Genomic DNA, 16,166 nt, shown 5'->3' on the forward strand with positions numbered 1-16,166 from the left:
TGACAGGAGGGCATGTTCACACGGACGTCATGCGATGTCACAAAATGGGGGCATGCCTAAGATCCGCGCCTGCCTGGCCTATGCCCTCCTGCCCCTGCTGTCTGCCTGCGGCAGCAGCAGCGATTCCGCCGGCACGCCCGGCCCCGGTCCGGGCCCCGCGCCCGAAGTGAACTGCGCGCCCGGACTGGCGGCGCTGGAGATCACCGGCAGCGCCGCGCCCGGCGATGCCAAGACCTACCGCGAGCTGCCCTTCGTGGTGGGCGCCGGTACCGGCCGCATCGAGCTGTCCTACGGCTGGACCGACCGCTCGCCGCTGCCGTCCACGCCACTGACCTCCACCACGCTGGACCTGGGCCTGTGGGACGAGCACGGCTACCGCAGCGCGGTGGGCTTCCGCGGCTGGTCGGGCTCGCGCCAGGGGCGCATCGACAGCGGCCAGGCGCCGGTCTTCGTGGAGGCCGCCCGTGCCGAGCGCGGCTACCGCCCCGGGCCGATCCGCGCGGGCACCTGGTATGCGGACCTCGGCATCGCCGCCGTGAGCCCGGGTGGCGCGGACTGGATCGTGAAGGTGGAGTGCAAGGCGGCGTCCGGCAGCACGCCCACCGATGACCCGGTGGACCGCCGCCACGTGGCACGCAGTGTCGCCGGCTGGTACCACGGCGACTTCCACATGCACGGCTACCACTCCAACGCCAACGCACCGGACGACGCCGGCTTTGTGGCGCAGGCACGCGCAGCGCAGCTCGATTTCCTGATGGTCACCGAGTACGTCACCGGCGAGCACTGGCGCCGCCTGGGCGCGATGCAGCGCGCCAACCCGGACCTGCTGGTCTGGCCCGGCCGCGAGATCATCACCTACCACGGCCACGCCAACACCCACGGCGAGACGCCGGGCGTGCTGGAGTACCGCCACGGTTTCGAGGACGTGACGCTGGGCGAGATCCAGCGCCTGGCCAAGCTCGAAGGCGCGCTGTTCCAAGTGAACCACCCGACCACCTTCCCCGGCGCGCTGTTCGCCAACTTCTGCCGCGGCTGCGCCTTCGAGCTGGAGGACGCGATCGACTGGGCGCAGGTGGACACCATCGAACTCCTCACCGGCCCGCTGATCACCGAGCTGGGCGACCTGGGCCTGCCGCTGCCCCTGCCGCTGGGCATCGAGAACCCCTTCATGGGCACCGCGATCGACCTGTGGGAGCGCAAGCTGTCGGAGGGCTACCGCATCACCGGCGTCAGCGGCTCCGACTCCAAGGGCGTGGACGCCGAGGACGAGCGCGAGCGCAAGGGCTACGGCAGCTCGGCCACGGCGGTGTACGCGCCCCAGCTGTCGCGCAGCGCCCTGAAGAGCGCGATCCAGTCCGGCCATGCCTACGTGCGCACGCGCGGCGTGGCGCACAGCCCAGCGCTGACGTTCGCGGCGCAGGCCGCCGATGGCCAGCGAGGCATCTTCGGCGACACGCTGCGGGTGGGAGAGACCGAGACGGTGACGCTGCGTACAACGGTCATTGGCGGTGCCGGTCAGACACTGCGCTACTTCCGCAACGGCCAGTTGTTCCGAAGCGTGGCGATCAATGCCGATCCCTTCGAGCACGAGCTGGAGGTGCAGCGCCAGCCGGGCCGCGAGGGGCCGCTGGGCACGTTCTGGCGCATCGAGACGCGCGATGGGCAGGCGCGGACGACGATCGGGAATCCGGTGTTTTTGAAGGCGCGTTGAGGCGTCCGCTTGTAGCAGCCAGCTTGCTGGCGACTCCCGGTTCGCAGTCGCCAGCAAGCTGGCTGCTACAGGGATGGGCAGCACCATCCGTAGGAGCGGCTGTTAGCCGCGAGCAAAGCTCATCATGAAGGGCCTTGCTCGCGGCTGAGCAGCCGCTCCTACAAAAGAGCCGCTGTCAGGTGGCGGTGCGCCCCTCGATACACCGCTTCGCGGCACTCGGGGTGAACGGTCTGGGGAGGCTTCATTACTCGCCCCACTCCACCCAAATTCTTCCATCCGTGAACACGCGGCCCTTCTCCTTCAGCCCCGTGTCGCCGTTGTCGATGCGCTTGTGCACGTTCGCCGCCGGGTTGACCACCGCATCGCGCCCCTTCGTAAAGCTCTGTTCGCGCACCGTCAGCAGGTAAGCCTTGTTCAAGGCCAATGCCCGCTCGCGCGAGGGGCGCAGCAGCACGCCCAGGTCCTTGCCGTCGCGCTGCGCAGTGGCCTCGTCCAGGCTGCCCTTGGGGAAGTAGCGGTGCAGCATCTCGTCGTTGGCGCGGAACTCGTCGGCGCCGCCGACGCGGCGCAGGTAGCGCAGCGTCTCGGGCTCCTGGCTGCCCGCCTGCGGGCGGTCCGGCAGGCCGGCGATGCTGTGCTCGGCCCAGCCGGCGGCGCCCGGCAGCTTGCGCGGGAACGCAAAGGTCTGGTCGGCGGTGACGCCGATGGTGCTGTGGCAGCCCATGCAGAACAGCTGCTCCTCGTAGGTCTGCAGGCGCAGGCGGCCCTGCGCGTCCTCGATGAAGGCCTGCAATTGCCAGCCGAAGGAGTTAAATAGCCCAACCGCGGCATCGCCCGGATAGTAGGGCAGCGCGCCGGCGGCCTTCTCGGCGTTTTCCTCGGCGTAGGCGTGGTCCAGTGCGGGGTCGTCCAGCCACAGGCGCTTGATCGAGTAGCGCAACTCCTTGAGCCGCGGCGAGCGCGCGTCGGCGGTGTCGGGGTCGACGTAGCGCAGGCTGTGCAGGAACTCGGTGCCCACCGGGTACAGCCCGCGCGCCACGGCCACCGCCGTCGCGCCGCCGGCATAGCGCGCCGGCAGGCCGCGGATCTGCTCGACGTGCCCGCCGACCCGGCCGTTGCCGTCCAGGTCCACGCGGGCCAGGGCCTCGTCCACTGGCTCCACGCGGCGGCGCAGGGCGGCGTCGGCCACGCGCGCGTCCACCGTCATCGCCGCTTCCAGGATCGCCAGGTTCAGGCGATAGGCTTCGCGCGAGTCCTGACCCTCTGAGTCACGGCGGTACTCGGGCGGCAGGCGGATGAAGACGTCGTCGCTGCTGCCGTTGGTGGGCCAGAAGGTGCCGGGAAAGGGCTGATAGCGGATCGCACGCCAGCCGGAGCCGTCCTTGGCAAACCCTTCGGCGTCGAAGCCGGCGGCCAGGTCCAGGTCGGGGCGCCAGCCCAGGTAGTTGTCGCGCATCTTCAGCTGCTCGCGCAGCGCGGCGTAGTTGTCCTGGCGGATCCAGGCCAGGATCTCGGCGTCCGGGATCGCGGCAATCTGCGCGCGGCGGTCGCGGAACAGGTTGGCCCAGTGGTTGGTCTCGCCCACGGCGCTGAAGGCGTATTCCTCCTGCAGGTGGGCGTCGTCCATGCGGTTGCGGCCGTTGGCGGGCACGTGGCAGGTCCAGCAGGGATTGGCGATGCCGTCGGTCTTGGTATAGCACTGCGGCGGCACCACGGCCTCGCGGTTGTCCACCCGCCGGCCGGCCGCCAGGGCCTGGGTCAGGGGGTCGAACGCCGCGGCGGGAGCCGGGGGCGGCGGGGCTTTGCCGCAGGCGGCGAGCAGCAGGGCGGCGGCGAGTAAGGCGGGGCGCATGGCGGCATAATACCCAGCGCATGAGTACGATCCGCTACCGCATCCAGCCCAGCCACCCGCGTGAGCACTACTTCACCGTGCAATGCCGGCTGGATTCGCCCGACCCGCAGGGCCAGGTCTTCCGCCTGCCGTCCTGGATCCGCGGCAGCTACCTGGTACGTGACTTCGCCAAGCACGTGCAGGACCTGCACGCCTCCGCCGGCGGCGAGCCGGTGGCGGTCGAGCGGCTCGACAAGCGCAGCTTCCGCTGCGCCCCCTGCGCCGGCCCGCTGACGCTGGACTACCGCGTCTATGCCTTCGACGAATCGGTGCGCAAGGCCTTCCTCGATACGCGCCGCGGTTTCTTCAACGCCAGCTCGCTGTGCTACCGCGCGGACGGCGCGGGCGATATCGAGATCGGCATCGAGCCGCCGCAGGACGAAGCCTGCGCCGGCTGGCAGCTGGCCACCACGCTGGACCCGGTACAGGTTGGCGCCGACGGCTTCGGCCGCTACCGCGCGGCGGACTACGAGGAGCTGATCGACCACCCGGTGGAGATGGGCCGTTACCAGCGGCTGGGCTTCGACGTGGACGGCATCCCCCACGCGATGGTGCTGTCGGGCCGGCACGCCGTGGACGGCGAGCGCCTGACGCGCGACCTCACCCGCATCTGCCACGTGCAGCGTGAGATGTTCGGCCAGGAGCCGGCGCTGCGCGAGTACCTGTTCCTGACCTACGTCATGGGCAACGGCTACGGCGGCCTGGAGCACCGCAGCTCCACGGCCCTGGTCTGCTCGCGCAAGGACCTGCCGGCGCCGGGCGATGCCCGCTTCACCAAGGACTACCGCAGCTTCCTCGGGCTGTGCAGCCACGAGTATTTCCACCTCTGGAACGTCAAGCGCATCACCGCCGCACGCTTCCTGGAGTCGGACCTGGCCGCCGAGGCCTACAGCCGCGACCTCTGGCACTACGAGGGCCTGACCTCGTACTACGATGACCTGTTCCTGCTGCGCGCCGGCGTGCTCGACGCCGCCGCCTACCTGGACCTGGTGGCGGAGAACGCCACGCGCCTGCAGCGCACGCCGGGCCGCCTGGTGCAGACGCTGGCGGATTCCAGCTTCGACACCTGGATCAAGTACTACCAGCCGGACGAGAACACGCCCAATGCCGGCGTGAGCTACTACATCAAGGGCGGCCTGGCCTCGCTGTGCCTGGACCTGCAACTGCGCCTGCATTCGCAGGTCACGCTGGACGACGTGTTGCGCACCCTGTGGCAGCGCTACGGCGCGCCGGGCATCGGAGTGCCCGAGGGCGGGCTGGAACAGGTGGCGCAGGAGCTCTCCGGGCTCGACCTGCGTGAATTCTTCGACGAACTGCTGCGTTCCACCGAGGAACTGCCGCTGGCGGAACTGCTCGCGGCCTTCGGCGTGGAGTGCAAGCAGCGCGCGCCGGTGTCCGATGCCGATGCCGGCGGCCGCATCAGCGGCGACCCACCGTCAGCCTGGGTCGGCCTGAAGCTGCGCGGCGGCGAAACGCGCATCGCCTACATCCAGGCCGGCAGCCCGGCCGCGCAGGCGGGGCTGTCGGTCAACGACCAGCTCGTCGCCATCGACGGCCTGCGCGTGGCACCGGGCAACTGGCCGGCGCTGGTCGCCACGCTGCCGGCAGGCCAGCCCACGACCGTGCATTACTTCCGCGGTGACGAGCTGCAGGAGACGCGGCTGGTGCCCACCGCACCGCCGGCGGACACCTGGACATTGACCCTGGCCACTGCCGAGGGCGAGGTGCTGGCGCGCCGCCAGGCCTGGCTGGGCCTGTAGGAGCGAACCACGAGCATGATCGAAGCACTCGCCAAGTTCCTGATCGCCTACCTCGTCGGCACCGTCATGGGTGGGCAGATCGTCGGCCGCCTGCGCGGCGGCGTGGACCTGCGCCAGCACGGCAGCGGCAACGTCGGGGCCACCAATGCGCTGCGCACGCAGGGCAAGGCCTTTGCGCTGGCCGTGCTGCTGATCGACGTGCTCAAGGGCGTGCTGGCGGTGCTGCTGATTCCCAAGCTGCCCGGGCCGCTGGTGGAGGCACAGCCCTGGCCCACCGACTGGCAGGCCTATGCCTGCGGCGTGGGTGTGGCACTGGGACACTGCTACCCGGCGTGGTACCGCTTCCAGGGCGGCAAGGGCGTGGCGACGCTGGCCGGCGTCTTCGCCACGGTGCTGCCCATGGCACTGCCCTGGCTGCTGGGCGGCTTCATCGTGGTCACGATCCTGACCGGCTATGTCGCGCTGGCCTCGGTCAGCGCCGCGGTGCTGGCGCTGTTCTACATCGCCTGCGTCGATGCTCGTGGATTGTTCTCCGCCGCCGGCGCGTTCACCGCGGCGATGGCGCTGCTGGTGGTGTGGAAGCACCGCCGCAACCTGATCAACCTGGCGCGCGGCCAGGAAAACCGTTTCGAGAAGGCGAGGCTCCTGCACCGATGGCTCAACCGCTGATCGAAGCCGAGCGTCTCAAGCTCGTCGACGCACTCGCCGACGGGCAATGGCATTCCGGCGAAGACCTCGCCGCCGTGGACGGCATCTCCCGCGCCGCGCTGGCCAAGCGCATCGAAAAGCTGCGTGACTGGGGCCTGGACGTGGAAGCGCGGCAGGGCCTGGGCTACCGCCTGCCGCAGCCTCTGGAGCGTTTGCTGCCGGAACGCATCGCCGCACCGCTGCCCTTCGAGATCCTCACCGCGACCGATTCCACCAACACGCGCCTGCTCGAGAGCGATCCGGCGCGAGATCCGCAGGTGCTGCTGGCCGAGTACCAGACCGCCGGGCGTGGCCGCCGCGGGCGCGAATGGCGCTCGCCGTTTGCCGCCAACCTGTATCTCTCGCTGGCCTGGTCCTTCCCCCACTGGCCGCGCACGCTGAGCGCGCTGCCGCTGGTGGTGGGCGTGATCTGCGCGCAGGCCTTGAAGGCCCAGGGCGCCGCGGACATCGGCCTGAAGTGGCCCAACGATCTCTACGCCCGCGGCCGCAAGCTCGGCGGCATCCTGATCGAGCATCGCGGCGAAGCCGGCAGCGGCTGCCGCGTGATCATCGGCATCGGCATCAACGTCTCCATGAGCACGCAGCAGGCCGAGGGCATCGAGCAGCCCTGGATTCCGCTGGCCGAGCTCACGCCCACCCCGCCCTCGCGCAACCTGCTGGCCGCGGCGCTGCTGCAACGCCTGGCCGAAGGCATCGCCCGCTTCGAGGCGCAGGGCTTCGAGGCCTTCGCCGCCGAGTGGGCCGCGCTGGATCTCGCACAGGGCCGCCCGGTGCGCGTGCTGCAGGGTGAGCGCGAATACGAAGGCATCGGCCGCGGCGTGGATGCGCAGGGCGCACTGGTGGTCGAGGCTCTCGGCCAGTACCAGACGCTGCACTCCGGCGAGATCAGCCTGCGTCTCGCATGATCCTGCTGCTCGACATCGGCAACAGCCGTATCAAGGCCGCGATGTCGGGCGACTCCGGCATCGAGAGCATCACCGCGATCGCGCATGACGGCGCCCCGGCCGCCGCGCTGTCCCAGTTGCCCGACGAAAAGCCCTCCCGCATCGCCGTGGCCAATGTCACCGGCGCGGCGCACGAGCAGCAGATCGAATCCGCGCTGCGAACCCGCTACGGCATGGCTCCGGCCTTTGCACGCACGCAGGGTGAGTACGGCGGCCTGAAGCTGGCCTATGCCCAGCCGCAGCGGCTAGGCGTGGATCGCTGGCTGATGATGCTGGCGCTGTGGAGCGAAACCCGCGAAGCCTTCGGCGTCAGCGGCGCCGGCACCGCGCTGACCTATGACGCCGTGGACGCCAACGGACAGCATCTGGGCGGTTTCATCGCTGCCGGTCTCTCCACGCATCTGCAGGCCGTGCTGGGCGCCACGCGCTTCGGCACCGGCGAACTCGGCGCGCAGTATTACGATGGCCTGGGCCAGGACACCGAGGCCTGCGTGAGCCAGGGTGCCTTCCTGGCCTGCCTGAGCGCCCTGGAGCATGTCGCCCGCCGCCATCCCGCGCCGCGCCAGGTGTTGAGCGGCGGTGACGCCCCCCTGCTGCAGCCCTGGCTGCCGGATTGGACCGCACGGCCCCAACTGGTGCTAGAAGGCCTGCTGGCCTGGGCGCGTCTCTGCGCCTAAACGTTTGCGGGAGACCCGCGGACTGCCTAAACTGCCTCCCCTCGCCGGGTTAGCACAGCGGTAGTGCAGCGGTTTTGTAAACCGTTGGTCGGGGGTTCAAATCCCTCACTCGGCACCAACCAATCCCCAGGGAGGACATCCTCAGTTCTTCGGCGAAGTCCTCAGCCCTCGTTGCCGGGGGCTTTTTCTTCTGTGATCTGCTCGTGTCGGTTATCTGGACCCGCCTCGCGCCGTAAGCGCAAGGCGGCGATCTTGACTATTGGCAGGTCGTCACGTTCGTGACCTCGACAACCGCGTCCTTCACGTCGCAAGCGAACTGGCGTGGCAGATCTCCGCTCTCGGTGCAGTTACCCCAGCCGTTGTAGGCCCAGATGGAGCCGGTCATCCCCGTCCCCGGTCGCTCGGCAGGACAACGTGCTTCGAAATGCACGGTAATGCAGTTGGCTACTTTCGGCAGCACCTTGGGCCGGATGCCAATGACCGAGGGCAATCCCCCCTTGGCCGGACACTTCATGGCCTGAAGGCGGATGGCGCGCCGCTCGGCGGAGAGATGGTCCTGGAGCGCCTGGGCCTGACGCTCCTTTTCCTGGCGGGCGAGTTCCTCCTTCTTGCGGATCTCCTCCGCGCGCTGCTGCTCCCGGGCTAGCCGGGCCTGCTCGGCGGCACGGATTTCCTCGTCCCGGCGCTGTTCTTCTTGCCGGCGCAACTCCTCTTGCTTGCGCTGCGCGCCCTGGATGCCGGACGGCGCCGACGGCGTTGCCGTCCGGGCCTGCGCGGCGGCGGTGTTCGCCGCCATGATCCGATCCGCGCGCACGCTGGCTTCTCGTTCGCGCTGCTGCTTCTGTTGTTCTATTTGTTGCAGCTTCTGATTCAGATTGCGCTCGAAGTCGAGCGACTGCTGCTCCATGCGCGTGTTGTTCTGGTTGGCCTGGTTAAAGCCGCTGGCCAGTCCGCGCAAGATAGCATCCGTCGTCGCTTGCGAGCGCTGGGTGCGTTCGGCAGCTTCGCGTTCCTCGTACAGGCGATTGCGCTCGCCTTCAATTTTTTTGCGCTCGCGATTTTCCATTGCGGCTGCCAGGCGTTCGCGGGTCACGGGAAGATAGAGGTTGTTCCGCGCGGTGTCCGAGTCGCCTCTCTGATCCCAGCTGATCAGGCGTATGGCGTTGCCTTCATTGATGTAGTGCTGCCGACTCGTGCCCCCCTGGGTGTCGTAGTGGTGGACGATACGATCGTCGGCATTCCGCATGAGTTGACGCGTAGAGAACGAGCCGGCGGGGTGATTCGGCAAACTCACCACACCAATAGCCCCTGGATCCGCTCCTGAGGGAGGGCTGAAAACATCACGGCCAGGGCGTGTTTCTTCGAGTTGCATGAAGACGAAGGCGAGCTGGCCTGCCTCGTCCTTCTCCATTTTCAGCAGAATGGTTTGCCCCACGAAGGTCTGGCCCACGACTTGCTCCCAGGTGCCGAATGGCCCAGCGGCGCGCAGTCGCTGGTAGGGAGAATCCGGGTCAAGACTCACAGGCAGGACGCTACCGTCGTTCAGCGTGTAAAGGCTGCGCCGCAGCGGCTTGGGGGTCATGCGGAACGCACTGGCGGATGCACGATAGGAGAAGTGGGCCTTGTCGTCGGCCAGCGTCAGTTGCAGATCGTTGAGCGAGCCGCTCAATACCTGCATGCGTCCCTGGTCGTCGAAGCGCACGGTCGCCTGATCGTCGCTGAACAAACCGGATTTTTCGATCCGCAGATGAAAGATGTCCGGGCTGGGCGTCGGACGCACGACAAGTCCGATACGGTCCGAGTCCCGAAGGTCATTGACCGAATAGAGACTGAGATGGAGCGCGCCCTGGGCCGGCGCGGTCGTCACGCGCAGCAGATCACCATCGTCGTTGCTGTACTGGCGGCCGATGTATGTTTGCAGAAAGCCCCAGTCGATCTGGCGAAAGGCAGCCTCGGCGGCGGCAAGGGCTTCAGGAGAAGTGGCCGTGCCAGGGGAGGAATCCGTTGTGGCGCAGCCGGCGGCAAAGGCCGAGGCCAGCACGAGTGCGAGCAGGTTCTTTTTCATGTTGTGTCGATGTTCTGTGGCTGTGTCGTCGCAGGCAGGAGGTCCCTCGGCGGATTTCCGGGGAAATCCGCTTGCGCCGCATCGCTCCAAGCATGGGCGAGCTTTTCCAGCCGCCGGTCAGTGAACAGCCCCTTCCGACGATTCCAGGGTGGACAGGCACTTCTTCCAGGGTCTCCAGGGCCCGTAGCGCCTACGAGAGCACCGCGCCCAGGGATGTCTCCTGTGCACTGCGCATAGTGTGTTCACCGTTCCCGGCGAGCCGGCGCCCAGGATGCGCCGGACGCTGTCGAGCGTGGGCCGCTCACCCTCAGCGATGATCTGGTCGGCTGCACGTGTAACGTCTGCGAGGGTCACGCCCATTTCAAGTCTCCCGAGGTCACCGCCCCGCCCTTTGCTTCTATTTATTTTGTGTACGCGAAAAGTACAGATACAGATTACCGCGCCAGCGTCGAGGCTACAGCCTTTGTCGCCTTCATGAAGTGACGCGCATCTGTTTTGGAAGGCCGGCGCCGATGGGCTGCGGGCAAGAAAAAACCCCCGTAGCATGGCTACGGGGGTTTTCCACTTCTTTAAGAGCCTGGCAGTGTCCTACTCTCACATGGCTATTGCCACACTATCATCGGCGCTGTGTCGTTTCACTTCCGTGTTCGGGATGGGAACGGGTGGTTCCAACACGCTATGGCCGCCAGGCAAACTGGCTGACAAAGCAGTCTTGCGGACTGCTTCATCGAATTGGGTTTGTAGTCAAAGCTGTGACGCTTGTTCTCAATGCCTTCAGATACATTGACGTCAAAAATGCTTGAGCGTTATATGGCCAAGCCGCACGAGCAATTAGTATGCGTTAGCTCAATGCATTACTGCACTTACACACCGCACCTATCAACCACGTAGTCTACATGGGCTCTACAGGCAGCTTAAGCTGCGTGAGATCTCATCTTGGAGTGGGCTTCCCGCTTAGATGCTTTCAGCGGTTATCCCGTCCGTACATAGCTACCCAGCGATGCCACTGGCGTGACAACTGGAACACCAGAGGTACGTTCCACCCGGTCCTCTCGTACTAAGGTGAACTCTCCTCAAATCTCAAACGCCCACGGCAGATAGGGACCGAACTGTCTCACGACGTTCTGAACCCAGCTCGCGTACCTCTTTAACCGGCGAACAGCCGGACCCTTGGGACCGACTACAGCCCCAGGATGAGATGAGCCGACATCGAGGTGCCAAACACTGCCGTCGATATGGACTCTTGGGCAGTATCAGCCTGTTATCCCCGGAGTACCTTTTATCCGTTGAGCGATGGCCCTTCCATACAGAACCACCGGATCACTTAGACCTACTTTCGTACCTGCTCGACTTGTTTGTCTCGCAGTCAAGCTAGCTTATGCCTATGCACTCAAGAGCGCGATTTCCGACCGCGCTGAGCTAACCTTCGCACTCCTCCGTTACTCTTTGGGAGGAGACCGCCCCAGTCAAACTACCCACCATACAGTGTCCCTACTCCGGATAACGGAGCGAGGTTAGAAATTCGAGTTTATCAGGGTGGTATTTCACCGGTGCCTCCACTCCAGCTAGCGCCAGAGTTTCAAAGGCTCCCACCTATGCTACACAAACAAACTCAAACTCCAGTGTAAAGATATAGTAAAGGTTCACGGGGTCTTTCCGTCTTGCCGCGGGAACACCGCATCGTCACGGCGATTTCAATTTCACTGAGCCTCGGATGGAGACAGTGGAGCCATCGTTACACCATTCGTGCAGGTCGGAACTTACCCGACAAGGAATTTCGCTACCTTAGGACCGTTATAGTTACGGCCGCCGTTTACTGGGGCTTCGATCAAGAGCTTCGCTTGCGCTGACCCCATCACTTAACCTTCCAGCACCGGGCAGGTGTCAGACCCTATACGTCCACTTTCGTGTTTGCAGAGTCCTGTGTTTTTGATAAACAGTCTCAGCTCCCTCTTCACTGCGACCCGCTTGCGCGGGCGTGCCTTCTCCCGAAGTTACGGCACTAATTTGCCGAGTTCCTTCATCCGAGTTGTCTCAAACGCCTTAGGATACTCTCCTCGCCCACCTGTGTCGGTTTGGGGTACGGATTCCTGTTACCTGAAGCTTAGAGGCTTTTCTTGGAAGCGGGGTATCAGCAACTTCAGTCCAGTAGGACCTCGTCATCACGCCTCAGCTCAGCTCTCCGGATTTGCCTAAAGAGCACGCCTAAACGCTTAAACCACCATCCAACAGGTGGATTGCCTAACCTTCTCCGTCACCCCATCGCAGTAACAGCAAGTGCTGGAATATTAACCAGCTTTCCATCGACTACGCCTCTCGGCCTCGCCTTAGGATCCGACTCACCCAGCGCCGATTACCGTTGCGCTGGAACCCTTGGGCTTACGGCGAACAGGTTTTTCACCTGTATTGTCGTTACTCATGTCAGCATTCGCACTTCTGATACCTCCAGCAAACCTTACGATTCACCTTCACAGGCTTACAGAACGCTCCTCTACCACGCATATTGCTATGCATCCGCAGCTTCGGTGTATCGCTTGAGCCCCGTTACATCTTCCGCGCGGGCCGACTCGACCAGTGAGCTATTACGCTTTCTTTAAATGATGGCTGCTTCTAAGCCAACATCCTGGCTGTCTGTGCCTTCCCACATCGTTCACCACTTAGCGATAACTTTGGGACCTTAGCTGGCGGTCAGGGCTGTTTCCCTTTTCACGATGAAATTTAGCTCCCACCGTGTGTCTCCCGTGATTGCACTTGTAGGTATTCGGAGTTTGCAACAGCTGGGTAGGAACTTGTGCTCCCCCCAAACCGTAACAGTGCTCTACCCCCTACAGTGATACACGAGGCGCTACCTAAATAGCTTTCGAGGAGAACCAGCTATCACCCGCCTTGATTAGCCTTTCACTCCTATCCACATGTCATCCCCGACTTTTTCAACAGGCGTGGGTTCGGGCCTCCAAGTGGTTTTACCCACTCTTCACCCTGCACATGGATAGATCGACGGGTTTCGGGTCTACTCCCAGCAACTAATCGCCCTATTCAGACTCGGTTTCCCTACGGCTCCCCTATACGGTTAGCCTCGCTACTGAGAAGTAAGTCGCTGACCCATTATACAAAAGGTACGCCATCACTCTTGCGAGCTCTGACTGCTTGTACGCATCCGGTTTCAGGTTCTATTTCACTCCCCTCTCCGGGGTTCTTTTCGCCTTTCCCTCACGGTACTGGTTCACTATCGGTCGACAACGAGTATTTAGCCTTGGAGGATGGTCCCCCCATATTCAGACAAGGTTTCACGTGCCTCGCCTTACTCGATTTCACATTTCTGAGTTTTCGCATACGGGGCTATCACCCGCTATGGCCGGCCTTTCCAAACCGTTCTGCTAACTTTCGAAATGCTTAAGGGCTGCTCCCCGTTCGCTCGCCACTACTAGGGGAATCTCGGTTGATTTCTTTTCCTTCAGGTACTTAGATGTTTCAGTTCCCTGAGTTTGCCTCCACAACCTATGTATTCAGTTGCAGATACGGCCGAAGCCGTGGGTTGCCCCATTCGGAAATCCGCGGATCAAAGCTTGTTTGCTAGCTCCCCGCGGCTTATCGCAAGCTACTACGTCCTTCATCGCCTGTTGTCGCCAAGGCATCCACCAGATGCGCTTGATCGCTTGACCATATAACCTCAAACATTCTCTCGAATATCTTCGGCTACAGATTAAATCAATCTATAACTTACATTTCGCCGTCAAGCACCTTCGGCATTGAGTCTGATTACTTCCTTTTTACAGGATGTAAACAGATACAAAATGTCTACAGTTTTTGACTACAAACCTAATTGTTAAAGAACAGTTGAACCCACTTTCGCAGACTCATGAAAACATCTTCTTCTAAGACGCTTTCATGAATCGGAATGGTGGAGCCAGTCGGGATCGAACCGACGACCCTCTGCTTGCAAAGCAGATGCTCTCCCAGCTGAGCTATGGCCCCGGTGATCGTCGCGCCTTGGGTCTGAAAAGATGGTGGGTCTGGCTGGAATTGAACCAGCGACCCCACGCTTATCAAGCGTGTGCTCTAACCAGCTGAGCTACAGACCCAGGTCAGGTGCGGCTGAATCGCCAGGCGGCGATTCCGACTGTCTTAGCAAGTAACTTGTGTGGATGCTCCCAGAGCGCTTAAGAAGCGTTCTGTAAAGGAGGTGATCCAGCCGCAGGTTCCCCTACGGCTACCTTGTTACGACTTCACCCCAGTCATTGACCACACCGTGGTAGACGTCCCCCTTGCGGTTAGACTATCTACTTCTGGTGCAGCCAACTCCCATGGTGTGACGGGCGGTGTGTACAAGGCCCGGGAACGTATTCACCGCCGCAAATGCTGATCGGCGATTACTAGCGATTCCGACTTCATGAGGTCGAGTTGCAGACCTCAATCCGGACTACGATGTACTTTCTGGGATTAGCTCCCTCTTGCGAGTTGGCGACCCTCTGTATACACCATTGTAGTACGTGTGTAGCCCTGGCCATAAGGGCCATGATGACTTGACGTCATCCCCACCTTCCTCCGGTTTGTCACCGGCGGTCCCCTTAGAGTGCTCAACTGAATGGTGGCAACTAAGGGCAAGGGTTGCGCTCGTTGCGGGACTTAACCCAACATCTCACGACACGAGCTGACGACAGCCATGCAGCACCTGTGTCTAGGTTCCCTTGCGGGCACTCCCACATCTCTGCAGGATTCCTAGCATGTCAAGGCCAGGTAAGGTTCTTCGCGTTGCATCGAATTAAACCACATACTCCACCGCTTGTGCGGGCCCCCGTCAATTCCTTTGAGTTTCAACCTTGCGGCCGTACTCCCCAGGCGGGACACTTATCGCGTTAGCTACGACACCGACACGCAGAGCATGCCGACGTCAAGTGTCCATCGTTTACGGCGTGGACTACCAGGGTATCTAATCCTGTTTGATCCCCACGCTTTCGTGTTTCAGTGTCAGTACAGGCCCAGGCGGCTGCCTTCGCCATTGGTGTTCCTTCCGATATCTACGCATTTCACCGCTACACCGGAAATTCCACCGCCCTCTACCGTACTCTAGTCAAACAGTCTCGGAAGCAGTTCCCAGGTTGAGCCCGGGGATTTCACAACCGACTTGTCAAACCACCTACACACCCTTTACGCCCAGTAAATCCGATTAACGCTTGCACCCTCTGTATTACCGCGGCTGCTGGCACAGAGTTAGCCGGTGCTTATTCTTCAGGTACCGTCAAGACTCAAGGTATTAACCCGAGTTTTTTCTTCCCTGCTTAAAGTGCTTTACAACCCGAAGGCCTTCTTCACACACGCGGCATTGCTGGATCAGGCTTGCGCCCATTGTCCAATATTCCCCACTGCTGCCTCCCGTAGGAGTCTGGACCGTGTCTCAGTTCCAGTGTGACTGATCGTCCTCTCAGACCAGTTACTGATCGTCGCCTTGGTGAGCCATTACCTCACCAACAAGCTAATCAGACGTAGGCTTCTCTCAGAGTGCAAGGCCTTGCGGTCCCCTGCTTTGGTCTTTCGACATCATGCGGTATTACTCCAAGTTTCCCTGGGCTATCCCCCGCTCTAAGGCAAATTCCTACGTGTTCCTCACCCGTCCGCCACTAGATGTATTGCTACACCTCGTTCGACTTGCATGTGTTAGGCATGCCGCCAGCGTTCAATCTGAGCCAGGATCAAACTCTCCAATTAAATATGTATAACTGGATGACACCTCAATCCTTGTGCAGGATCTTCAGTGCCGTAAGAGTCATCAACTCTATGCTCAACTTACGTTTGGCTTTACGTTGATACTCTCGGTTGTGTTGCTATGGCTTCTGCCACGCACCGGGAGCACCCACACAAATTACTTGCTAATTTGTTCTTAAAGATCAGTGCTTTAGCGGCTTCGTCGTTTCCGTCGTTGCCGTCAGCGGGGCGCGAATAATATGCGAATTTGAGGCTCCTGCAACGGGATTTTTTCAGGAAAATCTCAAGCCACTGTTTTTGAATGTTTTTTATTATCAGCGCCTGGGCCTGATTGCCCCGCCTCTGCGCCGATGGCGGCGCTTTTTGAGCATCGCAGCGGCTGCTGACGCCCTCCACGGCTCTCTCCCCACCCCATCCAAACATGAAGAGCACGATGGCGTGGTTGCCCGCTTGAATGGACCATGCCTTCGTTCCTGCGCTTCTCGCTATTCCTACCGGCCACACCGCTTGCCGCGTTGGCCAAGCAGACTGGCGGCACGGTAGGCCGCGCCGGCGCCCTTCTATTCGTCGCAGACCGGGGGTTGCCCGCCAGCGTCGATACCGACTCGGAGGGACGCGGCGTGAGCCCCAAGACCTCCATCGCCTGGAGTCCCAGCGCGGACCGAGGCTGGGTGCGCTGGCGTTGGCCATGCTGGTCGGCAAGATCC

General features: G+C 62.8%; 8 protein-coding genes, 3 tRNA genes and 3 rRNA genes. 6 read left to right on the forward strand and 8 right to left on the reverse strand.

Annotation, left to right across the window (positions count from 1 at the left end; genetic code table 11):
* Positions 1-52 precede the first annotated feature (52 nt).
* Positions 53-1,711: a CehA/McbA family metallohydrolase gene (locus QT386_RS20185; protein ID WP_289275555.1), complete on the forward strand. Its 1,659-nt coding sequence runs from the start codon at positions 53-55 to the stop codon at positions 1,709-1,711.
* A gap of 244 nt (positions 1,712-1,955) precedes the next feature.
* Here the strand turns inward: QT386_RS20185 and QT386_RS20190 are convergent, their stop codons facing one another.
* Positions 1,956-3,563, reverse strand: coding sequence for a hypothetical protein (locus QT386_RS20190; protein WP_289275556.1), 1,608 nt, complete (start codon positions 3,561-3,563; stop codon positions 1,956-1,958).
* Positions 3,564-3,583: 20 nt separating this feature from the next.
* Here QT386_RS20190 and QT386_RS20195 point away from each other — a divergent pair, with 20 nt between their 5' ends.
* The 5 genes from QT386_RS20195 (at position 3,584) to QT386_RS20215 (ending at position 7,809) form a co-directional block, all read left to right on the forward strand.
* Positions 3,584-5,362 carry a M61 family metallopeptidase gene (locus QT386_RS20195; protein ID WP_289275557.1) on the forward strand — a complete coding sequence of 593 codons (1,779 nt, stop codon included), beginning with the start codon at positions 3,584-3,586 and terminating at the stop codon, positions 5,360-5,362.
* Between the two features lie 15 nt (positions 5,363-5,377).
* Positions 5,378-6,031 (forward strand): glycerol-3-phosphate 1-O-acyltransferase PlsY, encoded by a 654-nt coding sequence (gene plsY, locus QT386_RS20200; RefSeq protein WP_289275558.1) that lies wholly within the window; start codon positions 5,378-5,380, stop codon positions 6,029-6,031.
* Positions 6,016-6,975, forward strand: a complete 960-nt coding sequence (gene birA, locus QT386_RS20205) for a bifunctional biotin--[acetyl-CoA-carboxylase] ligase/biotin operon repressor BirA (RefSeq protein ID WP_289275559.1) — start codon at positions 6,016-6,018, stop codon at positions 6,973-6,975. Before plsY ends, birA begins: the two co-directional genes overlap by 16 nt.
* Positions 6,972-7,691, forward strand: coding sequence for a type III pantothenate kinase (locus tag QT386_RS20210; RefSeq protein ID WP_289275560.1), 720 nt, complete (start codon positions 6,972-6,974; stop codon positions 7,689-7,691). The genes birA and QT386_RS20210 overlap by 4 nt, the downstream gene beginning before the upstream one ends.
* A 43-nt stretch (positions 7,692-7,734) precedes the next feature.
* Positions 7,735-7,809: transfer RNA gene (locus tag QT386_RS20215), tRNA-Thr, on the forward strand.
* 138 nt (positions 7,810-7,947) lie between these two features.
* On the opposite strand, the gene QT386_RS20220 is transcribed toward QT386_RS20215, so the two are convergent.
* The 7 genes from QT386_RS20220 to QT386_RS20245 form a co-directional block, all read right to left on the reverse strand.
* Positions 7,948-9,756 carry a hypothetical protein gene (locus QT386_RS20220; protein ID WP_289275561.1) on the reverse strand — a complete coding sequence of 603 codons (1,809 nt, stop codon included), beginning with the start codon at positions 9,754-9,756 and terminating at the stop codon, positions 7,948-7,950.
* A 117-nt stretch (positions 9,757-9,873) separates the two neighbouring features.
* Positions 9,874-10,302 carry a DNA-binding protein gene (locus tag QT386_RS23540; protein ID WP_367401472.1) on the reverse strand — a complete coding sequence of 143 codons (429 nt, stop codon included), beginning with the start codon at positions 10,300-10,302 and terminating at the stop codon, positions 9,874-9,876.
* Between the two features lie 29 nt (positions 10,303-10,331).
* Positions 10,332-10,446: ribosomal RNA gene (gene rrf / locus QT386_RS20225) — 5S ribosomal RNA — on the reverse strand.
* A gap of 120 nt (positions 10,447-10,566) precedes the next feature.
* A 23S ribosomal RNA gene (locus tag QT386_RS20230) occupies positions 10,567-13,418 on the reverse strand.
* A gap of 237 nt (positions 13,419-13,655) precedes the next feature.
* Positions 13,656-13,731 (reverse strand) — tRNA-Ala (locus tag QT386_RS20235).
* Between the two features lie 30 nt (positions 13,732-13,761).
* A tRNA-Ile gene (locus QT386_RS20240) sits at positions 13,762-13,838 on the reverse strand.
* A 94-nt stretch (positions 13,839-13,932) separates the two neighbouring features.
* Positions 13,933-15,462: ribosomal RNA gene (locus QT386_RS20245) — 16S ribosomal RNA — on the reverse strand.
* The 16S, 23S and 5S rRNA genes sit together here with 2 tRNA genes alongside, the layout of an rRNA operon.
* Between the last annotated feature and the right edge of the window lie 704 nt (positions 15,463-16,166).

Origin of the sequence: Solimonas sp. SE-A11, assembly GCF_030345715.1 — a bacterium.
Lineage (GTDB): Bacteria > Pseudomonadota > Gammaproteobacteria > Nevskiales > Nevskiaceae > Solimonas_A.